22 protein-coding genes are annotated in these 24,721 nt (G+C 67.7%); 17 read left to right on the forward strand and 5 right to left on the reverse strand.

The window, feature by feature from the left end:
* Positions 1-85: 85 nt before the first annotated feature.
* Positions 86-1,099: a glycoside hydrolase family 43 protein gene (locus tag ABIE51_RS10895; protein ID WP_192630747.1), complete on the reverse strand. Its 1,014-nt coding sequence runs from the start codon at positions 1,097-1,099 to the stop codon at positions 86-88.
* A 156-nt stretch (positions 1,100-1,255) separates the two neighbouring features.
* Between ABIE51_RS10895 and ABIE51_RS10900 the strand changes: the two genes are divergently transcribed.
* The 15 genes from ABIE51_RS10900 to ABIE51_RS10970 all read left to right on the forward strand — a co-directional run bounded on the left by ABIE51_RS10900 (position 1,256) and on the right by ABIE51_RS10970 (position 18,694).
* A complete protein-coding gene (locus ABIE51_RS10900) occupies positions 1,256-2,185 on the forward strand; it encodes a 2-dehydro-3-deoxygalactonokinase (RefSeq protein WP_192630748.1) in 930 nt (309 codons plus the stop codon).
* A 361-nt stretch (positions 2,186-2,546) separates the two neighbouring features.
* Complete coding sequence (locus ABIE51_RS10905) at positions 2,547-3,674, forward strand: aldose epimerase family protein (protein ID WP_192630749.1); 1,128 nt, start codon at positions 2,547-2,549, stop codon at positions 3,672-3,674.
* A 103-nt stretch (positions 3,675-3,777) separates the two neighbouring features.
* A complete protein-coding gene (locus ABIE51_RS10910; RefSeq protein ID WP_192630750.1) occupies positions 3,778-4,938 on the forward strand; it encodes a cellulase family glycosylhydrolase in 1,161 nt (386 codons plus the stop codon).
* Between the two features lie 63 nt (positions 4,939-5,001).
* Positions 5,002-7,740, forward strand: a complete 2,739-nt coding sequence (locus ABIE51_RS10915; RefSeq protein ID WP_192630751.1) for a TonB-dependent receptor — start codon at positions 5,002-5,004, stop codon at positions 7,738-7,740.
* Positions 7,740-9,332, forward strand: coding sequence for an exo-alpha-sialidase (locus ABIE51_RS10920; protein ID WP_192630752.1), 1,593 nt, complete (start codon positions 7,740-7,742; stop codon positions 9,330-9,332). Before ABIE51_RS10915 ends, ABIE51_RS10920 begins: the two co-directional genes overlap by 1 nt.
* Before the next feature lie 90 nt (positions 9,333-9,422).
* Positions 9,423-10,136: a FadR/GntR family transcriptional regulator gene (locus ABIE51_RS10925; protein WP_253335773.1), complete on the forward strand. Its 714-nt coding sequence runs from the start codon at positions 9,423-9,425 to the stop codon at positions 10,134-10,136.
* Between the two features lie 37 nt (positions 10,137-10,173).
* Positions 10,174-10,800, forward strand: a complete 627-nt coding sequence (locus tag ABIE51_RS10930) for a 2-dehydro-3-deoxy-6-phosphogalactonate aldolase (RefSeq protein ID WP_192630754.1) — start codon at positions 10,174-10,176, stop codon at positions 10,798-10,800.
* A complete protein-coding gene (gene dgoD, locus ABIE51_RS10935; protein ID WP_354504864.1) occupies positions 10,797-11,984 on the forward strand; it encodes a galactonate dehydratase in 1,188 nt (395 codons plus the stop codon). Before ABIE51_RS10930 ends, dgoD begins: the two co-directional genes overlap by 4 nt.
* Positions 11,985-11,989: 5 nt before the next feature.
* The gene (locus tag ABIE51_RS10940; protein WP_354504060.1) at positions 11,990-12,760 is read left to right on the forward strand and encodes an SDR family NAD(P)-dependent oxidoreductase; all 771 of its coding nucleotides are present in this window, start codon (positions 11,990-11,992) and stop codon (positions 12,758-12,760) included.
* Positions 12,757-13,662, forward strand: a complete 906-nt coding sequence (locus ABIE51_RS10945; protein WP_192630756.1) for an SMP-30/gluconolactonase/LRE family protein — start codon at positions 12,757-12,759, stop codon at positions 13,660-13,662. Before ABIE51_RS10940 ends, ABIE51_RS10945 begins: the two co-directional genes overlap by 4 nt.
* 30 nt (positions 13,663-13,692) lie before the next feature.
* A complete protein-coding gene (locus tag ABIE51_RS10950; RefSeq protein WP_192630757.1) occupies positions 13,693-15,255 on the forward strand; it encodes a sodium/sugar symporter in 1,563 nt (520 codons plus the stop codon).
* A 2-nt stretch (positions 15,256-15,257) separates the two neighbouring features.
* Complete coding sequence (locus tag ABIE51_RS10955) at positions 15,258-16,274, forward strand: sialidase family protein (RefSeq protein WP_192630758.1); 1,017 nt, start codon at positions 15,258-15,260, stop codon at positions 16,272-16,274.
* A 140-nt stretch (positions 16,275-16,414) separates the two neighbouring features.
* On the forward strand, positions 16,415-17,737 hold the full coding sequence (locus ABIE51_RS10960; RefSeq protein WP_192630759.1) for a tetratricopeptide repeat protein: 1,323 nt from the start codon (positions 16,415-16,417) through the stop codon (positions 17,735-17,737).
* Positions 17,718-18,176 (forward strand): DUF6491 family protein, encoded by a 459-nt coding sequence (locus tag ABIE51_RS10965; RefSeq protein WP_192630760.1) that lies wholly within the window; start codon positions 17,718-17,720, stop codon positions 18,174-18,176. The genes ABIE51_RS10960 and ABIE51_RS10965 overlap by 20 nt, the downstream gene beginning before the upstream one ends.
* Positions 18,173-18,694 (forward strand): hypothetical protein, encoded by a 522-nt coding sequence (locus ABIE51_RS10970; RefSeq protein WP_192630761.1) that lies wholly within the window; start codon positions 18,173-18,175, stop codon positions 18,692-18,694. Before ABIE51_RS10965 ends, ABIE51_RS10970 begins: the two co-directional genes overlap by 4 nt.
* Before the next feature lie 3 nt (positions 18,695-18,697).
* On the opposite strand, the gene ABIE51_RS10975 is transcribed toward ABIE51_RS10970, so the two are convergent.
* From ABIE51_RS10975 to ABIE51_RS10985, 3 genes are read right to left on the reverse strand one after another with little or no spacing between them, the layout of a single operon-like run.
* Positions 18,698-19,156, reverse strand: a complete 459-nt coding sequence (locus ABIE51_RS10975) for a hypothetical protein (protein ID WP_192630762.1) — start codon at positions 19,154-19,156, stop codon at positions 18,698-18,700.
* A 27-nt stretch (positions 19,157-19,183) separates the two neighbouring features.
* On the reverse strand, positions 19,184-20,224 hold the full coding sequence (locus ABIE51_RS10980; protein ID WP_192630763.1) for an AI-2E family transporter: 1,041 nt from the start codon (positions 20,222-20,224) through the stop codon (positions 19,184-19,186).
* Between the two features lie 11 nt (positions 20,225-20,235).
* The gene (locus tag ABIE51_RS10985) at positions 20,236-21,675 is read right to left on the reverse strand and encodes a MipA/OmpV family protein (protein ID WP_192630764.1); all 1,440 of its coding nucleotides are present in this window, start codon (positions 21,673-21,675) and stop codon (positions 20,236-20,238) included.
* 230 nt (positions 21,676-21,905) lie between these two features.
* Here ABIE51_RS10985 and ABIE51_RS10990 point away from each other — a divergent pair, with 230 nt between their 5' ends.
* Together ABIE51_RS10990 and ABIE51_RS10995 are read left to right on the forward strand one after the other, a co-directional pair.
* Entirely contained in the window at positions 21,906-22,364 is a 459-nt protein-coding gene (locus ABIE51_RS10990; RefSeq protein WP_192630765.1) for an outer membrane lipoprotein, read from the forward strand.
* A 96-nt stretch (positions 22,365-22,460) separates the two neighbouring features.
* Positions 22,461-22,937 (forward strand): DUF6491 family protein, encoded by a 477-nt coding sequence (locus tag ABIE51_RS10995; protein WP_192630766.1) that lies wholly within the window; start codon positions 22,461-22,463, stop codon positions 22,935-22,937.
* 2 nt (positions 22,938-22,939) lie between these two features.
* Here the strand turns inward: ABIE51_RS10995 and ABIE51_RS11000 are convergent, their stop codons facing one another.
* On the reverse strand, positions 22,940-24,673 hold the full coding sequence (locus tag ABIE51_RS11000) for an alpha/beta hydrolase (protein WP_192630767.1): 1,734 nt from the start codon (positions 24,671-24,673) through the stop codon (positions 22,940-22,942).
* Positions 24,674-24,721 lie beyond the last annotated feature (48 nt).

Here is a 24,721-nt window from a genome sequence, read left to right on the forward strand (position 1 = left end):
GCGTACCGGCCGGGTGTTCTGGTATGCGAAACACGCGGAGGTCTGGCGGACTTCGCGCCGAACGCGGAGCCGCCGTCGCCCGCCTTCACGGACGTGCCGGCGCCCTCAGCTCCGTCTTCTCCCCCGCCGGCCGGCCGAACACGGGGCGCCCGGCGGCATCCCACTGCACCGGCTGCATGCGCGGCGAGCGCTTCGCGGTGCACTTCATGTCCGGCCCGGAGTTGGCGTGGTAGACGATCCACGTCGTGCCGTCGGCCGCCTCGAAGAACCCGTTGTGGCCCGGCGCATAGACGCCCTGGCCGGCGTCCTTCGCCAGCACCGGGCGCGGCGACTTGGTCCACGACGCCGCGTCCAGCGGATCGCTGCCCGGCGCCGCATGCAGCAGGCCGATCGCGTAGTCGTCCGACCAGCACGCGCTGCCGGAATACGTGAGGAACAGATCGCCGTTGGGCCCTTCGAGATATTCCGGGCCTTCGAGGATCTGCCGGCCGCCCTGTCGCTCCCACGACTGGTCGGGACGCGCGATGATCGTTTCCTTCCCCGCGAGCGTCCAGGGATTCTCCATCGCGGAAATCGACAGCACGCTGTCCGGCCCGACGTAGGGCGAGTACACGAAATAACGCTTGCCCGCGTGCACGAACGTCGTGCCGTCGATGCCGTTGTGTGCGGTCTTCACCTGGCCGCGATCGATCCACTTGCCCTTCGTCGGATCCGCACCGGCGTTCTCCAGCACGAAGATGCCGCGATGCGCGTCGTCGTCATGGCCGCTCGCCGCGGCGGTGTAGTACAGGTACCACTTGCCGTCGATGCGGTGCAGCTCCGGCGCCCAGATGGACTGCGCGTTCGGGCCGCTCGTCGGCGGCGTCCAGACCGTGATTTCCGGCGCGTCGGCCAGTCGTGTGAGATCGCCCGTCTTCCGCATCGCGAGCCGGTCGCCGCGCGTGGCCATGTAGTAGTACGTGTCGCCGTCGCGGACGATCCACGGATCCGGCCCCGACGGCAGCAGCGGATTGCGGAACGTGCCCGATTCCCGCGCGTTCGCGAGACCGGCGAGGGACAGCATCAGCGTGGCGGATAGCAGCGTCGTGCGAACGGACATGCGGTCTTCTCCTTGCCGAACCGGAAGCGCGATGCGACGCGTGCACGGGCATTGCGCGAGGCCGACGACGTAAACATATAATCGGACAATACACAAGGCGAGCGCCAATCGCCGCACATCCACGCCGCAAACGCAGCAAGCATCCGGTCACGTGACATGAGCGATCCATCGTCCGACTCCATCGTTGGCATCAACTGGGGCAGCTCGAACTTCCGCGCGCATCTGATCGCGCCCGATGGTGCGGTGGTCGATACGCTTGAAGCGGCCGCCGGCGTCGCAACGGTGCAGCGCGACGGCATGGTCGACATCGCCGGACGCGTGCGCGCCCGCTGGTCCGACGCCACGCGCGTCTACGCCGCCGGCATGATCGGTTCGAACGTCGGCTGGACCGATGCCGGCTACGTCGATTGCCCCGCCGGTTTCGACCGCCTGAGCGAACGGCTGGTGCCCACGCGCATCGGCGAGCTGGACCTGCACATCGTCCCCGGCCTGGCGTGCGTGCGCGAACGCGACGGCGCGCCGGACATCATGCGCGGCGAGGAAACCGAACTGCTCGGGCTGCAGGCCAGCGGTCGTCTCGGCGCTGCGCCGCTGGTCGCGCTGCCGGGCACGCACACGAAGTGGGTGCGCATCGTGGACGGTCGCGTGCACGAGTTCATGACGGCGATGTCGGGCGAGATCTACGACCGCCTGACCGCGGCGGGGCTGCTCGCCTCCATCGTCGAAGGCCCGGGAAACGACGGTGCCGCGTTCCGCGACGGTGTTCGCACGAGCGCGTCGCGCACGCTTGGCCTGGGCGCCCTGCTCTTCGGTGCGCGTGCGCGGGTGATCCGCGGAATGCTGCCCAAGTCCGATGCGAGCGCGTACCTGCGCGGGTTGTTGATCGGGTCGGAGATCGCCGATGCATTGGCGCTGTTCCCGCGCCGCGAGAACGTTGCCATCCCGCTGGTGGGCTCGCCCGCGGTGTGCGCGCTGTATGCGGCGGCGCTGCAGGAACTCTGCATCGCATCGCACGCGGTGGCCTCGGCTGACGCGATCGCGCGCGGATTCGTGGAGATCGATGCGCGGGTTCGCGCGAGCGGTTGAATTTGCCCGTCATAACGCGACGACGGGAACCCACGGCTTTTCATGCCTGCACCACGCGTGCGGTGGCCGCAGGCAGCCGCGTTCGGACGCGGATGCGCGCCCAGGCAAACATGCAACGTCCATGGATTCCCGCCTTCGCGGGAATGACGAGCGGCGGCGCATTGCATGGTGGCCCGCTTCGCATCTGGCGAGGTCGGACCCTTTGCAGGTTTTGCCGATGTCTTCACCTCGCCTTGTGCGTCGCCTGTCCAAAGCGTGTTGCGCCGCAACGTGCATATTGTCTGATTATATGTTTTTGTCTGTCCCACGCTGGTCATGGCGCACCTTGGGAGGGTCAAGAGCGATGGGGCTTGGGACGGGGATGTCGGGGTTGGTTCTGGGCGCGCTGGCGCTTGCTACCGCAGGTGCTGTGGGCGCGCAGGAACGCGCGGTCGTCGGCACGTTGCCGGACGGCACGAAAGTCGAATCGATCACCCTGCGCGATGCCAGCGGCATGACGGCGCAGCTGTGGACGCTCGGCGCCGCGTTGCACGCGCTGCAGGTGCCAGATCGCGATGGCAAGTTCGCCGACGTCGTCCTTGCTGACGCCACGCTCGACGCGACGCTCGCCAAGCCGCAGTACTTCGGCACGATCGTCGGCCGCTTCGCCAACCGCATCGCGAAGGGCACGTTCACGCTCGACGGCAAGTCGTACACCATTCCGACCAACGACGGCCCCAACACCCTGCACGGCGGCACCCGCGGTTTCGACAAAGTGGTGTGGGACGTCATCGAAGCCAGGCCCGACCGCGCCACGCTGCGCTACGTGAGCCCCGACGGCGACCAGGGTTATCCCGGCAAGCTCACCGTCACCGCAAGCTACGCGCTGGAAGGCGACGGCAAGCTCGCCATCGAATATCGCGCGACCACCGACGCGCCGACCATCGTCAACCTCAGCAACCACGCGTACTGGAACCTCTCCGGCGAAGGTTCGGGCACGGCGATGGACCACGAACTCACCATCGCCGCCGACGCCTACACCCCGGTCGACGAAACGCTGATTCCGACCGGCGAAATCACGCCCGTCGCCGGCACCGTCTTCGATTTCCGCAAGCCCAAGCCGATCGGCCGCGACCTGCGCACCGGTTCGGAGGCGCAGCTGCTGCGCGGCCGCGGCTACGACCACAACTGGGTCGTGAGCCGCACCATCGCCAGGGCGCCGCGTGAAGTCGCGCGCGTGCACGATCCGCGTTCCGGCCGCGTGCTGACGCTGACGTCCGCGCAGCCCGGCCTGCAGTTCTATTCGGGCAACTTCCTGGACGGCACCACGGTCGGCAAGAGCGGCCGCGTGTATCGCCAGGGCGATGCCTTCGTGCTCGAACCCCAGTTGTTCCCGGACACACCGAACCAGCCGGCGTTCGGCTCGGCGCGACTGGTGCCCGGCAAGCAGTACGTGAACCGCATGGTCTACCGCTTCACCACCGATCAGGGCGCCCGCGCCACGCCGTAACCACGGCCGCCAACGCGGCCCAATGCCACCTGTGACGCGACGGCCACGGCCGTCGTGAAGGCCGGAGGCATGCCTGGATTCCTCGAAACAAGGAGATGGATTGATGTTCAAGTGGCTACCCAAACTGCTCGTCGCCGCTGCGCTGGCGGGCGCGTCCCTCGCGCAGCCGGCGCTCGCCGCGCCGGGCGAACGCTGGTCGCAGGAAGAAGCCAACGCGTGGTACGCGAAGCAGCCGTGGCTGGTGGGCAGCAACTACATCCCGGCCAACGCGATCAACCAGCTGGAGATGTGGCAGGCCGAGACCTTCGATCCCAAGCGCATCGACCTGGAACTGGGCTGGGCGCAGGACATGGGCATGAACACCATGCGCGTGTTCCTGCACGACATGGCCTGGCACCAGGATCCGAAGGGCTTCAAGCGTCGCCTCGAAACCTTCCTGCAGATTTCCGCGAAGCACGGCATCAAGCCGATGCTGGTGCTGTTCGATTCGTGCTGGGATCCGGATCCGAAGCTCGGTCCGCAGCGTCCGCCGATCCCCGGCGTGCACAACTCCGGCTGGGTGCAGGGCCCCGGCACCGCCGCGCTGGACGATCCGAAACAGCACGCGCGTCTTGAGGCGTACGTGAAGGACATCGTCGGCACCTACGCCAAGGACGACCGCGTGCTTGCGTGGGACGTGTGGAACGAGCCCGACAACGAAGGCGGCGGCAGCGGCTTCTACCAGCCGCGCGAGAGCAAGCACAAGTTCGACCGCGTCGCCGAACTGCTGCCGCAGGTCTTCGCCTGGGCGCGCACGCAGAAGCCGACGCAGCCGCTCACCAGCGGCCTGTGGCACAACCCCGACTGGAACAAGCTCGAAGGCCTCAACCGCGTCGAGAAGGCGCAGGTCGAGCTGTCCGACGTGATCTCGTTCCACACCTACGCCTGGCCGGAGGATTTCGCCCAGCGCGTGCAGGAGTTGCAGGTCTACGGCCGTCCGCTGCTGTGCACCGAGTACCTGGCCCGCGGCGCCGGCTCGACCATCGACGGCGTGCTGCCGGTGGCCAAGAAGCTCAACGTCGGCATGTACAACTGGGGCTTCGTGGACGGCAAGACGCAGACGCGCTTCCCGTGGGATTCGTGGGAGCGTCCGTACACGCAGAAGCCGCCGACCCTGTGGTTCCACGACCTGCTCCATGGCGATGGAAAGCCGTATCGCGCGCGCGAGATCGAGATCATCCGCGCCCTCAGCCGCGCCCCCAAGAACGAAGTTCCCGCCCTCTGAACCCTGACGCGCGGCGCGCCTTCGTGCCGGCCGCGCGCACCCAACGTCTTCGAGACCGATGCCATGAACCGACGCTTCCCACGCTCGCTGTTGTCGCTGTCGATCCTGTCCGCGCTGGTGCTGCCGCCGATGGCGCTCGCGCAGGACGCCACCCAGGCCGCTGCGCAGCAGCCGACCTCGTCGCAGGAAGCGACCGAGCTGGACACCGTGACGGTGACCGCGCTGCGCCAGAGCCTTGAAACCGCGCAGTCGCTGAAGCAGGACGCGACGATGGTCGTCGATTCGATCGTCGCCGAGGACATCGGCAAGCTGCCCGACAACAGCGTCGCCGACGCGCTGCAACGCGTCACCGGCGTGCAGATCGCGCAGGGCAACCAGGGCGAGACCACGAGCGTGGTGATCCGCGGCCTGCCCAACGTCATCACCACCCTCAACGGCCGCGAGATCTTCTCCAGCTCCGGCCGTGGTTTCGCATTCCAGAACCTGCCGGCGACCGCGGTCAGGACGCTCAGCGTGTACAAGACTTCCGAGGCCTCCCTCCCTCTCGGCGGCATTGCCGGTCTTGTCGACATCCAGCTGCGCCGTCCGTTCGATTTCGATGGCCGCGAAGTCGCCGGCACCTATACCGCCACGCACAGCAAGTACGGCGGCAGCGTCGATCCCAACGCGAGCCTGCTCTTCAGCGATCGCTGGGACACCGACGCCGGCGAGTTCGGCGCGCTGGTCAACTTCGGTTACCAGGCGAAGGACTACGCGTACGACGCGGTGTGGGGCGACTTCCCGAAGGTCGTCACCACCGGCACGGGTGATCCGATCCGCACCAGCGATGGCAACCTCATCGCCGCGCCGAACGGCTGGGGCACGTCGTACAACGACGGTTACCGCGAGCGCGGCGCCTTCAACTACGCGCTGCAGTGGAAGCCGCGCGAGGACACCGAGATCTACCTGGAAGGCCTGTACGACTGGGTGCGCGACAGCTACTCCAACGCGTTCTATTTCACCTTCCCGGTCGGCGTCGTCTCGCCGCAACAGCTCGGCGTGAGCGGCCACTGCTATCCGAACCAGCTCGAAGGCGCGCTGCAGGGCCAGACCATCTGCGACGCCTCCAACGGCGTGTGGACCGGCGACACGTACGCCGCAACCAGCACGCAGGCGCACAAGCAGCGCGGGCAGGACATCCAGAACGCGCTCGGCCTGAAGTGGGACGGCGACCAGTTGCACCTGTCCACCGAGTTCTCGCGCACGTCCGGTTACTACCGCGACGAGAACTTCATCATCGACACCTTCCTGTCGGGCCCCATCACCACCGTGTGGGAAGGCACGTCCGGCCGCCACCAGAATTGGTACCTGCAGGGCGATCCGGCGCTGGATCCCTCGCGCTTCTACCTCAACGGCCTGTTCCAGACCTGGGGCTATTCGTACGGCGAGGAAAACAGCTGGCGCGGCGACGGCCACTTCGATTTCGTCGACGGCCCGATCGCATCGCTGCAGTTCGGCCTGCGCTACGCCGACCGCAACGCCGAGGCCAAGGGCAGCGTCGAGCTGTCCACGCCGCCGCCGGGCGGCGCGGGTACCGGCAACATCACCGCCAATCCGAACCCGGACAACCAGGTCATCGCGCGCCTGCCGGGCCTGGACTTCTTCTGCAGCAAGCGCGGCAACGACGCCCTGCACCAGAAGTGGCTGACGCCCTGCTACGACACGCTGATCGACAGCGCCGACTACCTGCGCCAGCTGTACGGCCTGCAGCCGGGCCTGGCAGCCGAGAACCCCGGCCGCTTCTTCGACATCGGCGAGGAAAAGCTCGCCGGCTACCTGCAGGCGAAATACGACACCGAACTGTTCGGCCTGCGCGTGGACGGCCTGGTCGGCGTGCGCGTGGAGCGCGTGGAGCGCGACCTCAACGCGTACTCCTTCGATGCGTCCACCGGCATCTACAGCCCGATCTCGCGCAACACGAAGGACACGAACACGCTGCCCAACGCGAGCATGAACCTGCACTTCAACGATGAATGGCAGCTCCGCCTGGTGGCCGCCAAGACGCTGAGCTATCCGGACTTCGGCGCACTCAATCCGTCCATCTCGCTCAACCCCGGCACGATCAACCGCGCCGGCATCGCCGCCAGCGGCAACCCGGACCTGACGCCGATCGAGTCGATGAACTACGACGCGTCGCTGGAGTGGTACTTCTCGCCGGTGGGCTACACGAGCCTGGGCCTGTTCTATCGCGACATCGACGGCTACATCCAGAACTACGTCACCAACGTCGTGATCGGCGGCGAGGACTTCGAACTGTCGTCCCCGCAGAGCGCCGGCAGCGGCCACCTGCAGGGCGTCGAGTTCGCCTGGCAGCAGACGTTCGACTTCCTGCCCGGCGCATGGAGCGGCCTGGGCGCGCAGTTCAACTACACCTACATCGACGGCTCCACGCGCTCGCCGCAGTTCATCGGCGGCCCGGAAACCTCGCGCCCGCTGCAGAACGTGTCGAAGAACAACTACAACGCGGTGCTGTTCTGGGAGAACTACGGCGTGTCGGCGCGACTGGCCTACGGCTACCGCAGCCGCTACATCGACTTCTTCACCCAGCCCACCGTGGCCGGCAACGAGGACCAGGTCGAACCGGCCAGTTCGCTGGACTTCTCGGTCAGCTACGACGTGACGCCGCGGCAGACGGTCATCCTCTCGGCGACCAACCTGCTGGGCAACAACCTGCACCAGTTCTGGGGCGATGGCGACACGCGTCCGCGTGACATCCGCTTCCAGGACCAGACCATCGGCCTGGGTTACCGGTTCAAGCTGTGATGCAACGCGCGCCCTCCCCCGCGCGGCGCCTGCTGCCCGTCGCGATGTCCGTGCTGCTATGCACGGGCGTCGTCGGCGGCGCAATCGCCGACGTGCCCGATGAGGTCGTGGGCCACAAGCTCGCGCCCGGCATCGGCTACGCGTCGGCCGTGAAGCTCGCGCACCAGCCTGCCGGCGGCGACAACGGCCGCCTGCTGCTGGTCTACGAGCCCTCCGAAGCCGGCAACGTGCCGCTGTTCGAAAGCCGCGACGATGGCAACAGCTTCAAGCGCATCGGCTCGATCGACGAAACGGCGCATCGCGGCGACAAAAGCTGGGCACTGCGCTGGCAGCCGCACCTGAGCGAACTGGCGCGCAGCAGCGGCGATCTTCCCGCAGGCACGCTGCTGCTGGCGGCCAACGCGATCCGTCGCGACGGCGGCGAGCGCATCACCGACCAGGACCTGCAGCTCTACGCCAGCGTCGATGGCGGCAAGTCGTGGACGTACCGAAGCAGCATCGTCAAAGGCGGCGGGCAGCCGTCCGACCGGCTCAACAAGGGCGTGTGGGAGCCGTACATCGTCGTGCTCGACGACGGCCGCATGGTCGTCTTCTATTCGACCGAACAGCACAAGGCACAAGGCTTCAACCAGTTGCTGGCGCACCGGGTTTCGAATGACGGCGGCCGCACCTGGGGCAAGGAAGTCTTCGATGTCGCCCTGCCCGGCGGCGTCGAGCGTCCGGGCATGGCGATCGTCGAACGCATCCCCGGTCGCGGCTACGCGATGGTCTACGAGAACATCGACAACACCGGAGCTGCGCGCAACGGCCAGGTGCACATCAAGTTCAGCCGCGACGGCCTCGACTGGGGCGACGCGGGCGATCGTGGCACGCCGATCCAGACGGCGTCCGGCGCGTATCCCTCGGCCTGCCCGACGATCCGCTGGCTTCCCGGCGAGACGCCCGACGGCGTGATCGTGGTCGCCGCGCAGCGCGCCGGCGGTGGTGGCGATGCGGGCGGTCGGACGTTCTACTGGAACGCCGACGGAGGCCGTGGCCCGTGGTGGGAAGCCGGCGCACCGGTGCGCAAGCGCACAGGCAACATCCACGCGGGTTGGACGCAGGCGATGATCCCGCGCGCCGATGGCACGCTGCTGCACGTCACGTCGTCATCGACAGCAAACGCGCCCGCACCCGACGAGACCAACGAGATCCTGTTCGCGTCGGCGCCGCTCGCGCTCAACCGCTATGAAGCCGAGGACGCCGTGCGTCGCGGCGGCGCGCAGATCGACAACGTCGAGGCATCGGCCTACCGCAAGGTGCGGCTGGCCAGCGGGAAGGATGCGGACCTGACCTTCGATGTCGTCGTCGGGCAGTCCGGCCCACGCACGCTGGCGGTGCGCTTCGCCGACATCGGCTTCGCGGCCGCACCGCGCATGAGCGTCAACGGTGTTGCCGCGACCGGTGGCACCAGGCCGTCCACGTCAGAAGGCTGGCGCGAGGCGACGTTCACGGCACCGCTCAAGGCGGGCCACAACCGCATCGTCCTGTCGAATCCGGATCGCCCGCTCGACTACGACTGGTTGCAGATCGACCCGGTGGCATCGCCATGAGGCTCGAAGCGGTACGCGCAACCGAACTCATGCTATACCCCTATTGTCGGATAATAGGAGCGACGCCGGATGCGTCGTGGAGGGGGACCAGTGAGACAGATCGCGGTGCGGAACCTGCACAACCAGGTCATCCAGGAACTTGGCCGGCTGATCGTCAGCGGCGAGATCAAGCCGGGCGAATTGCTGCCGCGCGAGGAAGCGCTGGCGCAGCGCATGGCAGTCAGCCGCACGGCGCTGCGGGAGGCGCTGAAGGTGCTGGGCTCCAAGGGCCTGATCGAAACCAAGCAGAAGACCGGCTCGCGCGTGCGCGACACGCGCTACTGGAACCAGCTCGACGCGGACATCCTGGCGTGGCGCTGCGCGTCGATGCCGACGGAGGACTTCGTCGAGAAGCTGGTGGAGATGCGCGAGATCATCGAACCGGCTGCCGCAGCCGCGGCCGCGCGCAAGCGCACGCCGGAGCAGCTGGCACGCATCAAGTCCGCGTACGAGGCGATGGACGCATCGACGGATCTGGACGCCTGGGCGAAGGCCGACCTGGAGTTCCACGAGTGCGTGCTGGACGCGGCCAACAACGAGCTGATGGGCTCGTTGTTCTCGGTGATCGACACGGCACTGGGCGCGTACTTCCTGCTGTCGGCGAAGACCGCCGTGGACTTCAAGTATTCGCTGCCGCGGCACTTCGCGGTGTACGACGCGATCCGGCTGAAACGACCGGAACAGGCGCGCGAAGCGATGCACGGCATGATCGTCGACTCACGCGCGAACATCAAAGGACGACGCGCGCGCAAGACGGCGCGCTAGCCCGGAACACCCCCGCACCAACATCGACGGAGTGCGCATGAGCACCGCGTGGCTGCAACCCCTTCCCCTGATTGCGATCCTGCGCGGGCTCACCCCGCAGGACGCATTGCCCGTCGGCGCCGCGCTGTTCGACGCCGGTTTCCGCGTCATCGAAGTGCCGCTCAATTCGCCGCAACCGCTGGAGAGCATCGCGCTGCTCGCGCGCGAGTTCGGCGACCGCTGCCTCGTCGGCGCCGGCACCGTGCTGACGCCCGGGCAGGTCGCGCAGGTGAAAAACGCCGGCGGCAAGCTCATCGTCATGCCGCACGGCGACACGACCGTGATCCGCGCCGCGAAGGCCGCCGACCTGGTCTGCACGCCCGGCGTCGCCACGCCGACCGAAGCCTTCGCCGCGCTCGCCGCAGGCGCCGACGCGCTGAAACTCTTTCCTGCCGAACAACTCCCGCCGCCGGTCCTGAAGGCGTGGTCGAGCGTGTTGCCCAAGGGCACCGCGCTGCTGCCCGTCGGCGGCATCACGCCCGACAACATGGGCGCCTACCGCAAGGCCGGCGCCGCCGGTTTCGGCATCGGCTCCGCACTGTATTCGCCCGGCATCGACGCCACCGAAACCGCGCGCCGCGCACGCGCATTCGTCGATGGCTGGAACTCGATCAACCTCACCTGACCGACCGCACGCAACGAGCACGGACCCCCACACGCATGAAGATCACCGCCATTTCCACTTTCCTCGTGCCGCCGCGCTGGTGTTTCGTGCGCATCGACACCGATGCCGGCATCAGCGGCTGGGGAGAGCCCATCGTCGAAGGTCGCGCGCATACCGTCGCGGCGGCCGTCGACGAACTGTCCGATTACCTCATCGGGAAGGATCCGCGTTTCATCGAGGATCACTGGAACGTGATGTACCGCGGCGGTTTCTACCGCGGCGGCCCGATCCTGATGAGCGCGCTCGCCGGCATCGACCAGGCGTTGTGGGACATCCACGGCAAGGCGCTCGGCGTGCCGGTGCATGCGCTGCTCGGCGGCCAGGTGCGCGACCGCATCCGCGTGTATTCGTGGATCGGCGGCGACCGCCCGGCCGAAACCGCACGCGCGGCGAAAGACGCGGTAGCACGCGGTTTCAGCGCGGTGAAGATGAACGCCACCGAGGAAGTGCAGTTCGTCGACACGCACGAGAAGGTCTCGCGCGTGCTTGAAAACGTGCAGGCCGTGCGCGACGCCGTCGGTCGCGAAGTCGGCCTTGCGGTCGATTTCCACGGTCGCGTGCACAAGCCGATGGCGAAGGTGCTGATGCGCGAACTCGCACCGTTCGGCCTGATGTTCATCGAGGAACCGGTGCTGTCCGAGCACCTGGAATGCATTCCCGAACTCGCCTCGCTCTCCCCTGCCCCGATCGCGCTGGGCGAGCGGCTGTACTCGCGCTTCGATTTCAAGCGCGTGCTGCAGACCGGCGGCGTCGACATCATCCAGCCCGATCCCTCGCACTCGGGCGGCATCACCGAAACGCGCAAGATCGCCGCGATGGCCGAAGCCTTCGACGTCGCGCTCGCGCTGCACTGCCCGCTCGGCCCCATCGCGCTGGCAGCGAACCTGCAACTGGATGCGGTCTGCTACAACGCCTTCATCCAGGAGCAGAGCCTGGGCATCCACTACAACGCCAACAACGACCTGCTCGATTACCTGACCGATCGTGCGCCCTTCGCGTACGAAGGCGGATACGTCGCGATTCCGCAGGGCCCAGGTCTGGGCATCGAGATCAACCAGGAATACGTCGACGAACGCGCCGCCGAAGGGCATCGCTGGCGCAATCCGATCTGGCGCCACGCCGACGGCAGCGTGGCCGAATGGTGAGCACGATGACCGACGATTTCATGGCGCATTACCCGAGTCTTGCCGGCCGCGCCGTACTCATCACCGGCGGCGCGACCGGCATCGGCGCGAGTTTCGTCGAACACTTCGCGCGCCAGGGCGCACGCGTCGCATTCCTCGACATCGACGACGCGGGCGCGCAGGTGCTGATCGACGAACTTCGCGCTGTGGAACACGCACCGGTGTACCTGGGCTGCGACGTGACGAATCTCGACGAACTGCACGGCGCCATCTCGCAGGCACGCGAGCGCATCGGCCGCATCGCCGTGCTGTTGAACAACGCGGCCAACGACGTGCGCCATTCCTTCGGCAGCACGACCGCGGCGGACTTCGAACGCAACATCGCCGTCAACCTGCGTCATCAGTATTTCGCGACGCAGGCCGTCGTCGAGGACATGCGCGCGCTCGGCGGTGGGTCGGTGATCTGCCTCGGCTCGACGGGCTGGATGATCAAGAACGCCGGCTATCCGATGTACGCCATGGCGAAATCCGCTGTGCACGGGCTCGTGAACGGCCTTGCACGCGAGCTCGGCCGCGACCGCATCCGCATCAACGCGCTCGTGCCGGGCTGGGTCATCACCGAGAAGCAGAAACGCCTGTGGCTGGACGAGGAAGGCGAAGCGCAGATCGCGCGCGCACAGTGCCTGCCCGGCCACCTGAAGCCCGAGGACCTCGCGCGGATGGCGCTGTTCCTCGCCGCCGACGAGAGCCGCATGTGCACGGGCCAGAACTTCATCGTCGACGGAGGCTGGGTTTGAGCGTCGACGTTCGCGTCGCGGTCCAGTCCGGCCACGCGCTGGGCGAAGGCGTGCTCTGGTGCGATCGCACGCAATCGCTGCTGTGGACCGACATTCACGCATCGATGCTGTGGCGTTACGTGCCCGGCGACGGCACGGTGCGCAGCTGGCCGATGCCAGAACGCCTCGCGTCGTTCGCGCTGTGCGTGGCCGATGGCTGGCTGCTGCTCGCGCTCGCGTCGCGACTCGCGTTCTTCCATTTCGGCACGGGCGAGATCCGCGAGATCCGAACGCCTCCCATCGCACCGGAAACGCGCGCGAACGACGGCGCGTGCGATCGCCAGGGGCGTTTCGTCTTCGGAACCCTGCACGAACCCGCGCATGGCCCGAAGCGCGCGCATGGCCAATTCCTGCGACTGGACGCGGACCTCGCGCTGCGCGAACTGCCGCTGCCGCGCGTCGCGATCGCCAACTCGGTCGCCTTCAGTCCCGATGGCGGCACGATGTACTTCTGCGATTCGCTGCAGAAGCGGATCCTGCAATGCGAATACGGCGACGAGGTCGGTGCGGTGTCCACCTTCGTCGACCTGACGTCGCTGGAAGGCGGCGAACCAGACGGTTCCACCGTGGACAGCGGAGGCGGCGTGTGGAACGCGCAATGGGGCGCGTCGCGCGTTGTGCGTTATCGCGCTGACGGTCGCGAGGATCGCGTCGTCGCCCTTCCCACCGCGCAGCCTACGCGCCCGGCCTTCGGCGGCCCGTCGCTGGCCACGCTTTACGTCACCAGCGCGCACGACGGCATGACCGACGCCGCGCGCTCGATCGATCGCCATGCCGGCGATGTGTTCGCGTTCGAGCCCGGCATCACCGGCCTGCGCGAGCCGCGTTTCGCCGGCGACCCCGATGCCGTGCGGCGTCGTTGACGCCCTGCCCACCTTGCGGAGATTTGTCGAATGAGTCTTTCCACCCTCGATGTCGGCATCGTGCTGGCGTACCTGGCGGGCATCTTCGTGCTCGCGCAGTGGGTCTCGCGCGAGAAGGGCGGGCACCAGAAATCGGCGCAGGACTACTTCCTCGCCAGCCGCGCCCTGCCCTGGTGGGCCATCGGCGCGTCGCTGATCGCGGCGAACATTTCGGCCGAGCAGATCATCGGCATGTCCGGCTCGGGTTATGCGATCGGCCTTGCGATCGCGTCGTACGAATGGATGGGCGCGGTGACGCTGCTCATCGTCGGCAAGTGGTTCCTGCCGATCTTCCTGCGCAACCAGGTCACGACGATGCCGCAGTTCCTGGAGGAACGGTACGGCAATCGCATCCGCACGCTGATGGCGGTGTTCTGGCTCGGGCTGTACGTGTTCGTGAACCTGACGTCGATCCTGTGGCTGGGCTCGATCGCCGTGTCGCAGGTCGCGGGCATGGACCAGACGCTCGCGCTGATCCTGCTGGGCCTGTTCGCACTCGCCTACCAGTTGTATGGCGGATTGAAGGCGGTGGCGCTGACCGACATCGTGCAGGTCACGCTGCTGGTGCTGGGCGGCCTGCTGGTCACCGGCATCACGCTGAGCCAGATCGGCGACGGCAGCATCGTGCAGGGCTTCCACACGCTGTGGACGACGCATCCCGGCAAGTTCCAGATGATCCTCGACCCGTCCAATCCCTTCTACAAGGATCTGCCGGGCCTGTCGGTGCTGCTGGGCGGACTGTGGATCGCGAACCTGAGCTACTGGGGTTTCAACCAGTACATCATCCAGCGTGCGCTGGCGGCCAAGGACATCCGCGAAGCGCAGAAGGGCGTGGTGTTCGCCGCGTTCCTGAAGCTGCTGATGCCGGTGATCGTGGTGCTGCCGGGCATCGCCGCGGTGATGCTGGCGCCGTCGCTCGAACGTCCCGATGCGGCGTATCCGACGATGATGCGCCTGCTGCCGAGCGGCGTGCTGGGCCTGGTATTCGCGGCACTGGTGGCGGCGATCGTCGCCTCGCTCGCATCGAAGATCAATTCGGTCGCAACGATCTTCACGCTCGACTTCTACGCCAAGCGCGACACGCAGGCCTCGCAGTCCAAGCTCGTGCGCGTGGGCCGCATCACCGCGGCCGTGTCGATCGTCATCGCCGTGCTCACCGCGCGCCCGCTGCTGGGCAGCTTCGACCAGGGCTTCCAGTACATCCAGGAGTTCACCGGCTTCTTCACGCCGGGCATCGTGGTGATCTTCCTGCAGGGCCTGTTCTGGAAGCGCGCCAACGAAGCCGGCGCGCTCGCCGCGGCCATCGGTTCGTTCGTGTTGTCGCTGGCGCTGAAGCTGCTGTGGCCCGACCTGCCCTTCATGGATCGCATCGGCCTGGTGTTCCTCCTGTCGTTCGCGCTGGCGACCGTCGTCGCGCTGGCGACACCGGCCAGCGGCGCGCGCGACCGCATCCGCACGGATGATGTGACCTACAAGACCGCGCCGTCGTTCAACGTGGCCTCGCTGGCGGTGCTCGCGATCCTCGTCGCGCTGTACGCGACGTTCTGGCACTGACGATGCGCGGCTTCGTTCTCGCGCTCGCCCTGCTCGCCTTGCCGCCCTGCGCGTCTGCGGCGGTGCAGTGGACCGACACCGCTACCGTTGCCGAGAGCAACGCGGCATGGGGGCGGCTCGCACGACTGCCGGATGGTCGCTGGCTCGCGGTGACCACGCGATTCCACGGCAAGGGCACGCCGACGACGTTGACGATCTCGCTCGGCGATACACGCGGCCGCGCGTGGAAGGAGTTGTCGTCGGTCGCCGAGCCGGGCCGCAACATCGACAACGGCGAACTGCTGGTGTTGCCGGACGGACGCATCCTGCTCGGCATGCGGTCCCTCATCGAAGGCAAGTCGTATCGCCTCAACGTGCACGCGAGCGACGACGGCGGCCGCACGTGGCGGTTCCTCAGCACGATCGACCGCAACGAAAACCCGCGCGGGCGAAAGGATCGCGGCGTGTGGGAACCGGTGTTCACGCTGCTGCCCGATGGCGCGCTGTCGGTGCTTTATGCCGACGAGACGCTTGCCGACGGCAAGCCCTCGTACAACCAGGTCGTGTCGCAACGTATCTCGCGCGATCACGGCGCGACATGGGGTGCGAAATCCGTGCTCGTCGCCGAACCCGGCGGCGGCAAGCTGCGCCCCGGCATGCCGGTGATGTCGCGCATGCAGGACGGTCGCTACCTGCTCGTGTTCGAAACCTGCGGCGAAGATCCGCAATGTCCCGTCTCGACGAAGATCTCGAAGGACGGCGTGACCTGGCCCGACGGCCTCGGCACGCCGCTCGCCGACCAGCGCTGCGGCCCGCAGCTCACTACGACCACGCGCGGGACGGTCTTCGTCACTTCGTGCCAGAACGAAGTCACTTGGAGCGAGGACAATGGCGCGAGCTGGCAACGCGTCTCGCCGCCAGCGTGGCCCTTCGGCTTCCGTCACACATGGCCGGCGATCTACCAGTTCGACGACAACGAGATCGGCGTCATCAACGGCGTGCCGGGCGGCGGCGTGCAGATCCGCTTCGGGACTTACTGAAGCGACGGCGCACCTTAACGGGCACGTGGCCTCGATTTCGCGCACCTCCTTGACACGCCGTTAACGCGTGTCCCAGCCAGATAGCCCTCGCGCGTGAAGCCGAGCTCTGGCGCGCCGAGCCGTTACGGCAGGGAGGAGCCATGCGACGCCCAGACAGACTGCCCGGTGGTATTGGCCGCATCGTGTGCCTGTGTGTCGCGATGCTCGCCGCCTCGGCGGTGAACGCGCAGGATGCGATGTCCGACGCGCAGTCGCTGCTGTCGCAGAAGCGCTACGCCGAAGCGCTGGAGCGGCTCGCACCGCAGGAATCGGCGAACGCGCAGGACGCGAGTTATCAGTACGTCCTGGGGCGCGCCGCGCTCGGCGCAGGTGATGCCGAACGCGCGCGCGTCGCACTCGAACGCAGCATCGAACTCGATCCCGACAACGCGAATGCGCATCTCGCACTCGGCCGCGCTTACCACGCACTGGGGCAGCACGCGAACGCGATCAACCAGTTCGAGATCGCGATGCACTTCGAGAACCTGCCGCCCGATCTCATCACGCAGTCGCAGATCTACGATGACGCTGCGCGCGAAGCACTGGATGAAGGGCGCCGCACCAGCACGTTCGGCTACGCGGCCACCGGGATCGGGCGTTATCGCGTGAACTCCACCCGTGGCACGAACACGTTCGGTGGCGGCGATCGTCGCGAGACCTTCTACAACCTGCGCATCGGCGGCGGACTCAGCCACGCGCTATCGAACGGCACGTCGCTCGACGGAACGCTCGACTATCGCCATCGCGAGTACGATGCCGGATCCCGCGACGATCGCGACCTGCGCTGGAGTTTCGCCGCGAGCCACGGCGTGAACGACAGCCGCCTTTCCGGTGGCATTCGCGGCCGCGTGAGCTATCGCGGCAACGGCGATTACCGCAACGACGTCGCCGGCTTCTTCGACTACACGCACAACATGGATGTCGAGTCACAGCTCACCGCCGGGGTATCTGTGCAGCGTCGACGCTATCCGGAAGGACCGCTGCGCGATCGCAGCCGCACGACGACCACCGGCAGCGTCGGATGGTCGCACTCGTTCAACGACGGCGCGGCGAACTTCGGCATCACCGGGCATGCCGGCCGCAACACGGCGACGTCGCGTCCGGATGGCGATTCCGACGTGTTCGGCGCCACCGCGAATCTCGACTGGACCTTCAGCGACACGCTCGATGCGTTCGTTTTCGTCTGGTGGGAACGCGACGACTTCAGCGCTGACGACGTCCGCTTCCATCCCGATGAACGCGACGAGGCCGCGACCTTCAGCCGCAAGGACAACCTGTACGAAGGCGGCGCCGGGCTCGTGTGGGCCTTCATGGACGGCTGGTCGCTGCGTCCGGAGCTGCTCTACATCCGCGACCAGAGCAACGTCGTCGCCCTCAACTACAGTTCGACGGAGGTCTGGTTGAATGTCCGCGCGGATTTCTGAGGCGTTGTGCAGGCTCGTTCCCATCGCGACTCTCGCGCTGCTGTGCGCCTGCGCGCACACGCCCGCAGATCCGCAGGAACGGCTCGCGCGATATCGCCAGCATGCAGGCACGCCAGTCGCGGGTATCGACTACGCACGCAACATGCGATGGGAAGCGCTCGGCGACCAGGCTCTGGCGGTGTGGCCGCGGCGCGACAGCGGTTTCCTGCTCGAACTCGCCTCTCCCTGCACCGGCCTCGACACGGCCACGTCGATCCAGATCACGCGTAGCGAAGGCCGCGTGCAATCGCGACGCGATGCCGTGCGCGTGATGTCGATGCCCGGCGCGCGGCCTATGCAGCGTCCGCCCTGCCCCATCATGCTGATCAGCCCGATCCGGGAAGCACCCGCGGCGGGCGAACTTCGCGACGTCGACGACGCCGAAGGAGCCGGACCATGACACACCATCACGCCGCCAGCGGCGCGTCGCATCGTGCCACGCTGATCGGCATCGCGATCCTCGCCGCGGTCGCGGTGCTCATGTTCTCGATGTTCGACCGGCGCAACAGCCAGGACGCGCCGCCCGGCGCGCTGGTCGAGCGCGGCATGTCGCCCGGGCACCGGCTGCTGAACGAGGAAGCCGGCGGTACTCTGCCGTCGAACTCGCCGCGCATTCCGCGGGCGGATGCGTCGATCACCCGCGCCTCCGCGCGCTTCGGCCTCAGCAAGGACCGCGTTGCGAGTCTTGCGCTCTCGACGCGCAACGCCATCGCGAAGTCGCAGCCGGAGGACGTGATCGACGTGCTCGACGCGGCGCTGCTCGCCACCGACGGCATGGCGCCCGACGCCGTTCCCGCGCTACCGCCGGTTCTCGCGGCGTATGCGCAGGCGCGCCTCAACGGCGCCGGCGTGCCGGAAGCGCGTGCGGTGACGCGGTCGTTCGCCGAGCTCGCGTCGAATAACCGCGCGCCACGCTGAGGATCAGCGCCGACGCCAGCGGCCCCGCAGCGCGGCGATCCGGCCGAAATACAGCGCGAGCAGCGCGCCGATGCTGACGATGAGGATCAGGGCTGTCACACGCATCCATTCGCCCCGTGCCGCGCTCAGGCGCTCACCGCTGGCGATCTGCTCCAGCTCGGCGACGCACGGCGCGTCCGCCTGCTCGTTCGCCCGCGTCGCGCTGTAGGTGGCGCCGGCGCGACGCTGTTCGGCGACGTCGCCCGTGCGCGTGGCCAAGCGCGCTGCGTCGGTTCCCTGCGCGACGTTGGCGCGGCGACGTTCGAGCTCGCGTCGTGCCTGCGCACGGGTGACCGGTGCCGCCAAGTCCGCGCAGCTTTCGACCGCGCCGGTGGATTGCGCCGTCGGCCACTGCGGCAGGCGGAACACGCCGACCAGCGCAAGCACGACACCGATCGCGATCAGCAGCAGGACACGGTACATGGTCGCCTCCTTGTCAGACGGACTGACTCATTCGTTCGCTCGGACCCGCCGCGCGGGATCGCCCGACAGCAGCTGCGCCCAGTTGCGCGCGGTGGGATGGTGTTCGGCGAACGTCATTGCCGCGATGAGGATCGGCACGCCGATGAACGCGCCGGCGATGCCCCAGAGCATGCTCCACATGAACACCGCGAACAGCACCAGGAAGGGCGAGATCGACAACCGGTCGCCCGCCACACGTGGTTCGAGGTAGCTGCCGATCAAAAACTGCACCACGTTCAGCCCGACGAAGATCGCGATCGGAACGACGAAGTTGTCGAACTGCACGATGGCGAACAGCGTCGGGAGCATCGTCGCGAACAACGGGCCGAGGAACGGAATGAAGTTGAGCGCGAACGCGGTGACACCCCACTCCATCGCCAGGTCCATGCCGAACGCGTACGTGAGCGCCCACACGCCCAGGCCGGTCGCCAGGCTCATCACGGCGCGGATGACCATGTAGCGCTGGAACTTCGCTGCCGCCGCGCGACACGCCGCCACCAGCTCCACCTTGTTCGCGCGCACGAGCTTGCGACGCGTCGGCTCGACTTCCAGCAATCCCAGGACGACGAACACCAGCGCGATCACCACGAAGCTCGCGACGTACTGCAGGCCGGCACCGAGTCGCTGCAATGCGGCGAACAGCCAGCGCGGGTCGAAGTTGTGCACGAACTCGCTGGCCAGATACAGCCCATGCCCTTGCAACCATGCGTCCATCTGCACGTATGCCGCCTGGAATGCGGCTGCGTTGGCGATCGCCCACAGCACGGCGCGATTGAGGCTCCACAGCACCAGGCTCGCCAGCGTGACCATCACGCCGCCGGCGACCACTACGGTCACGAGCATGGCGAGCACGCGGGGAAGCTTCTTTTCCATCGCGTCCTGCAAGGGCCACACGATGGCGACGATGAAGATCGCGAAGAACACCGGGGCGAACAGCGAACGCCCGAGATACAGCGCCAGCAGGATCACGAACACCGCGCCGATGCCGAGGAGCATCGCAAGGGGCGTCGGGATGCGTTCGTCGCGCATGGATCGACCCGTCAGAACGCGGCTTCGAGGTACGCGTACAGGTAATTGGACCCACCATCGACGGTGCCCAGCAGCTGCGATGTGGCGAAGATGCCCGACCGGTGCGACACCGCAAACCCGAAGTAGACGTCGTGCCAGCGCTTGTTGCCGAACAGGTCGCCGACGCTGACGTCGATGCTCGGCTCCAGGTAGTTGAGCAGCTTGGAGGTGTTGCGTTCGCGCTCGGCCTGCGTGGTCACCTCGCTGTACGGCACGCGTTCGGCGTACGACACGCCGATGCCGAACCCCACGCGCGTGGTCACGCGATGACTCCACGGGAAGCCGTACCAGAAGCCCTTCATGTACGCGTCGACCTGCCAGCCGTCGGGCTGAAGGCCCTTCTCGTCGTGCCGCAGCAGGCCGACATAACCGATGATGTCGAGCGGCCAGCCGTTGAACTTCGATACGAACGGACGGCCGACGTGCACGCCGTAGATGTCGGTCGGATCGTCCTCATTGAGGCTCACGCACTGCAGCGTCATGATCCGCACCAGATGGCAGCCGTCACCCGTATCGCGGCCGTAGAACACCTTCACGTAGGTCGGCGAGGTGTCGTCGTCCCAGCGCACCTGCCCGTTGCCGAAGTCGTACGCGGCGCCGGCCATCACGCCCCACTGCACGTCGTCGTCCACGACGGGACTGTTCGTGATCTCTGACGAAAGCTTCGTCACGTACGCGCCGCCGACCAGGCTCCAGTGCTGGAAAATGCGGTACTTCCCGTACAGCGCGAGCGTCGCGTTCCATCCGTCGCCCGCGTCGTATGCCGGACGCTCGTCGCGCGCTTCGAACGGTGCGACGCCGTAGTAGTAGTCGTTGAGATCGCCGCTTCGCCAAGACGCGATCGCCACCGGCTGCAGGCGCCAGCGCTCCCGTTCGATCGTGTACGCGTAACCGGCGCGTACTTCCGTACCGTGCGAGAGACCCGCCACGTCGTGGCGCACGGCGGCGTCCCAGCGTGATGCGTCGTGCTGGAAGTAGAAGCGCACGCCGAGGTCCGCGCCGGTGTTGCGCACGGTCATGCCCTCCAGCGAGGACGGCGCTTCGTCCTCCGGGTAGCCTTCCAGGCGCCGTTCGACGAAGCCTTCCAGCCCCATCGTGTCGTCGCGCCACATCCGCACGCCGGCTTCGTTCGCGCGCAGGAAGAAGCGCTCGCCCTCGTAGAGGTACAGCGGCAGGAAGTCGTCGCGCGTGTCGCCATCTACGTAGGGCGAGGATTCTGCGCGGAACGCGAAGCCCAGCCCCGCGCTGCCCGGCTCGTCGAGCACGGTGCCCATCAGCGCGTCCTGCGCGAACGCCGCGATTGGAGTGGCGAGCAGCGAGGCGAGCAAGGTCGCGGCAAGCGTGCGGCGGCGCAGCGTGGCGCGATGCCGCGAAGCGGCCGACCGGCGGCGGGTGATCGCTGGCATCGTCATGGCACCGTCCCTCCGGGGACGCCGAGCGCAGCGTGCGCCGCATTCCTCGCGCACGAGCAGCGACAGTCGTTGATTTCGCGTGGGCGCCGCGTGAAGCCTTCGTCACGTCGGGCAGCGGACCGTCACGAGTGTTTCACCATCGCATCACCCCGACCGGAGTAATCCGGCGACCACAAGCGCAAACCGTTGTGGGGCCGGCACCACGCCGGAATGGACATGGAGGCACCGCAATGAAAGTCACCGCAATCAAGGCGGCACTGCTCGCCGTCGGGCTGGTCCTGGCTTCGGGCTGCGCAACGCACAGCACGCCCTCGACGTTCAACCGATCGGAAGTCGGCTCCGCGCGCACCGTCGAGATGGGCACCATCCGCGGCCTGCGTGATGTTGCAATCCAGAACGACTCTCGCGGCGTGGGCACCGCCACGGGCGCTGCGCTGGGCGGCATCGCCGGCAGCACCATCGGCAGCGGCACGCGCGCGAACACCGCCGGCGCCATCGCCGGCGCGGTCGCCGGTGGCGCGGCCGGCAACGCGATGTCGCGCAACCAGCGCGCCGGCGTCGAAATCACGGTCGAACTCGACTCCGGACGCACCATTGCCGTCACACAGGACGGCACCAGCCAGCAATTCCGCGTCGGCGATCGCGTGCAGGTCTCTTCCGACGGCACGACGACACGCGTCACGCGCTGATCCTGCGCGAAAGGGAGCCGGCCGGCTCGCGGCCGGTTCCACTCGGCGGCGTTCGTTCGCCGGACACGGATTCCATCGGACATGGACGGTAGCGACATGAAACCTCACGCCCTGATTGCCCCGATGCTGGCGGCGGCTGCGCTGGCCGCCTGTTCGCACGGCCCGACATTGACGACGCAGGAGCGCCTGGAGCTTTATCGCGCGCACGCTGGCGCGCCGGTGATGTCGTTCCGGCTGGATCGCATGACCGGCATGCAGCAGTGGACGCCGCTGGGCGACCAGGCGCTGGCGGTGTGGTCCAGCGCCAACCGCGGGCATCTGCTCGAACTGCGCAACCGGTGTCCGTCGATGCTGTCGGCCGGCGGCATCTCGATCACCAATTCGCTCGGCAACGTCAACGCGCGGATGGACAGCGTCGTCCCCCGCACCGCCGGCATGCGCACGTCGTGTCGCATCGACTCGATCCGTCCGATCGACGGCAGCGCCTTGCGCGATGCGAAGCGCGAACTTCGCGACGCGCAGATCGTCGACCGCAGCACGGCGCCAGCGGACGAAGGCGCGCCGCAGCCGTAGATTCAGCCCCCGCCTTCGTCTTCGTCGCGCGCGATCTCCGCCGCACGCCGCGCGTCGAGCGTGCGCGACAGCCGCGCCAGATCCGCCTCGGACCAGTCGTCGATGCCGGCGACCTGCCGCCACGCGGCGACGTAATGCGACGGCGCGAAGACGTGGCCGAAGCCCATCGGCGCGTCGTCGGCCAGCATCATGTCGAGCACCAGTTGCATCGTGGATACGACCGGATACCAGCGCATCTGCGGCGCCACATCGGGACCGCGCGGATGCAGCCAGTCAGGCGCGCTGAACAGATCGCGGTGATCGAAGAACGTGATCGCGTCGCTGGCGTACTGCAGGTACATCACGCGCATCGGGCCCCATGGCGCGTCCGTCGGCACGGGCGATCCATCCTGATTCATGAAACGCACGAAGCGGCCGTCGCGGAATTGCGGCAGCCACGCAGGCGATCCGGGATTGCGCGTGTGCGTCATGCGACGCCATTGCCGCGCCGCGAATGGCGGCCCGCTCCACAAGGCGCCCTGCGGCGGATCGCCAAGCACGTCGAACAGTTCCAGCGAGCGCTCGGAGTTCAGCGCGCCCAGACTCAGTCCGTGCAGGTACAACCGCGGGCGCGCATCGCGCGGCAGCGTTCTCCAGTAACCGTAGATCGCTTCGAACAACGCCTGCGAGCTCTCTTCGCCGTACTCGGGTTCGATCAACAGCGAGAACGGGCTCGACAGATACGAGTACTGCATCGCCACGCTGGCGACGTCGCCGCGGCGCAGGTACTCGATGGCCTCGATGCCGGCCGGATCGACCCAGCCGGTTCCCGTCGGCGTGATGATCACCAGCGCGCCGCGCGAGAAGCCGCCGACGCGTTTCAGCTCCTCAAGCGCAAGTTGCGCGCGCGCCTGCGCCGAATCCGCCGACGGCAGGCCGGCGTACACGCGCAGCGGCGTGCGTGCGGGCGTACCGGCGAGCGCGCCGATGTCCGTCGCCGTCGGCGCGGACGACGCGAAGCGGCGCCCCATCCGCCCCAGGTTTTCCCATGCGATGAGCGATTGCGGGCCGCCCGTTTGCAGGGCCCCGATCGGTGGCGCGGTGTCGGGCGGAATCAGCGCATCGGCCTGGCGGAACGACGAGTCGATGACCTGCAGCGCGATGCGCAGCACGATGCTGTTGCTCAGCACGATCACCACCACAAGCACCGCCGAGACGCCAAGCACGCTGGCGACGCGCCGCGGCAGCACCTTCGCCAGCGAAAGCGAGAACACCACCGCCATCGCGCGAAGCACGCGTGCCAGGGCGAGCCACGCTCCGAACGCGACCAGCGCAGCGGCCGCGACGGTGAACGAATCGGCGCCCTCCTCGGCCGGCATGCGGAGGGCGGCGCGAACGTGGTTCTGCCAATGCGGCGCGCGCCACAGCGCCCACAGCGCGACGAGGGCGCAAAGCCAGTACAGCGCATGCTTCACGCGCCACGGCGTACGCCCGCGCGAGGGCGGCAATTCGAGGTATTCCCACAGCCAACGGAGGAACACGCCGATGCCGTAACCTGCTGCGAATGCCGTTCCGCCCAGCACGCCCTGCATCGTCGGCGTGCGTGGAATCAGGCTCGGCGTGAACGAGGCGACGAGGAACGCGGTGCCGATCAGCAGGCCGGCCGGCGAGAGCGGCGCGACCAGCCGCGCGAAGGCCGCGGCCCGTTTCCGCGACACTGCGACGATGCCGTTCCGATCGGCGATCTCCGCGCGCATGGCCCCTTCGCGATGGCGTGTCGGGATCGGCGGAGCTTAGGTGGTCGC

It is taken from the genome of Lysobacter sp. OAE881 (assembly GCF_040546665.1).
In the GTDB taxonomy this organism is placed as follows: Bacteria; Pseudomonadota; Gammaproteobacteria; order Xanthomonadales; family Xanthomonadaceae; genus Lysobacter_J; species Lysobacter_J soli.